The 3264-nt window shown below is 66.5% G+C and carries 3 protein-coding genes; 2 read left to right on the top strand and 1 reads right to left on the bottom strand.

The window, feature by feature from the left end:
* The coding region (gene mptB, locus AC2VOG_RS04800) for a polyprenol phosphomannose-dependent alpha 1,6 mannosyltransferase MptB (protein WP_486938777.1) at positions 1-717 on the bottom strand (717 nt) is incomplete at its 3' end.
* A gap of 98 nt (positions 718-815) precedes the next feature.
* Between mptB and AC2VOG_RS04805 the strand changes: the two genes are divergently transcribed.
* The gene (locus AC2VOG_RS04805) at positions 816-1670 is read left to right on the top strand and encodes a helix-turn-helix transcriptional regulator (protein WP_486938778.1); all 855 of its coding nucleotides are present in this window, start codon (positions 816-818) and stop codon (positions 1668-1670) included.
* Positions 1667-3264, top strand: a 1598-nt coding sequence (locus AC2VOG_RS04810) for an LAGLIDADG family homing endonuclease (RefSeq protein ID WP_486938779.1), incomplete at its 3' end; no start/stop codon positions are given. The genes AC2VOG_RS04805 and AC2VOG_RS04810, both read left to right, overlap by 4 nt.

The raw sequence follows: 3264 nt of genomic DNA on the forward strand, positions 1-3264 counted from the left end.
CCACAGCGCGCTGACTTCGGCCACTCCGCAGCGGCGGGCCAATCGCGGCGTCGCCCAGACGATCAGAGCAACCCCAAGCAGGACGACCAGCCGGTGGCAGAGCACCGCTGCGACGATGTTTTCGCCGGTCAGCGCCGAGATTCCGCGGCCGATCCACAAGAACAGCGGGCCGTAGGGGGCCGGGGTCTCGCGCCATAGGCTCGGCACCGACAACGTGAAGACATGATCGAGGCCCAGTCCCGTCGCCGGGCCCACCCGGTACGGGTCGAGTCCCAGCCGGCAGATCTGGCTCTGCGCCAGGTAGGAGTAGACGTCCTTGCTGTACATCGGAGGTGCGATCAGCAGCGGCAGCACCCATAGCAGCAGCGTGCGGTCCAACTCGCCGCGGGACATCTTCCGCTTGCCCAGCGCAAAGCGGCCGAGCATCAGCCAAGCCAGCGCCATCATCACGGCACCGGTGGTGGTCATCGTCAGCGACACCGTCTGGATCCGCGACGGCAGGTTGAGCAGCCGCACCCCGAACGTCGGGTCTTGGACGACCGGCCGCGCTCCGGCGCCGAGTGCGCCGATGCCCATCAAGACCGTACCGGTGGCGCCGAACACCCGGGTGCGACGGAGCGCGCGTTCCTCGGTGTCGTTCAGCGGCGGGCCGACCGCCAGCTCATCGCCGTGCAGGCTGGCGATCGACGAGCTCAGCGAGTGGTGGCGGTCCGCCATCACAGCAGCGTAGCGGCGATCGCCAGCGCGGCGAAGCCGGGCGCAGCGGGTCGCCGCCATCTGACCAACCGGCACCTCGGCCCCGCCGAACTGGGCAGGTGTGCTCAGCGCAACCTCGGCGCAGGGTAGCCTTGCTAGACTCGTCCCCGGAATTGCGTAACATTGGTGTTGTGAAATTCCCCCAATCCGTCCCAAGTGCTGAGGCAGCCGCTGCGGCTGCGACGCACGACGGTCAGACCCGCAGCGCCGTCATCCGGCTGCTGTTGGAGTCGGGGTCTATCACCGCCGGGCAGATCGGTGAGCGGCTGGGTTTGTCCACCGCAGGGGTCCGGCGCCACCTCGATGTGCTGATCGACATGGGCGAAGCCGAGTCGGCACCCGCGGCGCCCTGGCAGCAAGCCGGACGGGGACGGCCCGCCAAGCGGTACCGGCTGACCGCGACCGGCCGTGCGAAGCTAGACCACAGCTACGACGACCTGGCGTCCGCCGCGATGCGTCAATTGCGGGAGATCGGCGGAGAAGACGCGGTCCGCAATTTCGCGCGGCAGCGTATCGACATGATCCTGTCCGGTGTCGAGGCGGCCGATTCGGGCGCCGACGAAGAGATCGAGGCCACCGCGGAGCGAATCGCCGGAGCCTTGTCCAAGGCCGGTTACGTCGCGACCACCACGCAGGTGGGTGGCCCGATCCACGGTGTGCAGATCTGCCAGCATCATTGTCCGGTATCGCACGTCGCCGAGGAATTCCCGGAGCTGTGCGAAACCGAGCAGCAGGCGATCGCCGAGGTGCTCGGCACCCACGTGCAGCGGCTGGCGACAATCGTCAACGGCGATTGCGCCTGCACCACCCACGTTCCGCTTGCCGCGGGCCAACCCAGCCCGGCCACACCGACTGAACTTCGACGCACAGCCCGCGCCGAAGCCACCACGAGCACTAAAGGAGTGTCGCTGTGACTCTCACCCCGGAAGTCGCCAAGACGGCCGTGCCCGCCGAGGCCCTGAAGAAGGACACCCTGACTCAAGAGGAGACGATCGCCTCGTTGGGCCGCTACGGCTACGGCTGGTCGGACTCCGACGTGGCCGGCGCCAGCGCCCAGCGCGGGCTGTCCGAAGCAGTGGTGCGCGACATCTCGGCCAAGAAGAGCGAGCCGCAGTGGATGCTGGAGCACCGCCTGAAGGCGCTGCGCATCTTCGAACGCAAGCCGATGCCCAACTGGGGATCCGATCTCGAGGGCATCCACTTCGACAACATCAAGTACTTCGTGCGGTCCAGCGAGAAGCAGGCCGCCACCTGGGACGATCTGCCCGAGGACATCAAGAACACGTACGACAGGCTCGGCATCCCCGAGGCGGAGAAGCAGCGGCTGGTCTCCGGTGTCGCCGCCCAATACGAATGCTTGGCCGGTGACACGTTGGTGTGGACGGCTAACCGGGGCCAAGTCCCGATCAAGGAGATCGACTTCGGCGATCGCGTTTTTGCCTATGACGAGGCTGCCGAGCAATTCGTAGTTGCGCCGGTCAAGGCGTCAGCTCAGACCGACACCCGGTTGACCTACGAGGTGAAGACGACGCGGCGGACGGTCCGCGCGACCGACAACCACCCGATGCTGGTGTTGCGTGACGAGCGCAAGGACGGCCGTCAGCGCGCCAGGTACGCCCGGCGCTGGGTCACCGTCGGAGAGCTGAAGCCCGGCGACTTCATCGGGGTGCCACGAACCGTTCCCAGCTTCGGTGCGGCGGCCAACCTCCCGAGCGTTGCCGGCTTGACAACTCCGGCAATGAGTTCGGTCGATCTGATGTGGCTGCTGGGGCTTTACATCGGCGACGGCAATCTGCATCTGTCGACGAGGACTTATCGAGTTCAGTTCGCTATTCCTGAGAGCGACGTCGAGCTGCGGGCCGAGTTGACCCGCGTCGTGAAAGACCTGTTCGGGCTGCGTTGCATCGAGGCCGACAAGTACCGCGTGGTCGTCAATTCCAAAGCGCTCACGGAGTGGATCGTCGAGTTGGGCTTTGCGGGCCTGTCGCTGACCAAGCGGGTGCCTGACTGGGTTTACGGATTACCGCGTGATCAGCGGTTGGCCTTCCTCGGCGGCTGGGTCGACGCCGACGGATACGTCGGGCCGGCCAGCGGCGGTTCGGTCTTGTTGACCTGTGCCAATGAGGCGTTGCTAGGGCAGGCCCGTGAACTCGCCGAGTTGTCCGGCCTCCGAGCGGGCGGGCCATGGTCGTTCACGCAGCCCTATCGGCACGCTCCGGAGCGTATGCAGATCGCTTGGCGGCTCGGCATTTCCGGTGACTTCGAGCGGCTCGGGTGCCGCAACCCGAAGCGGACTGGTCGATTCGGTCGCCGTCGCTACATGCATTCGTCCCATGGTGCGCATGGAACGACGATCCGGGCGCACACCAACGAATGGCTCGGCTTCGAGCGGGTCAAATCGATCGAACCCTACGCGGTGGAGCCGGTCTACGACATCGAGGTCGACGGCCCACACAACTTCGTGGCCGAGGGCCTCGTCGTGCACAACTCAGAGGTGGTCTACCACTC

The organism is Mycobacterium sp. TH-M11 (assembly GCF_057473725.1).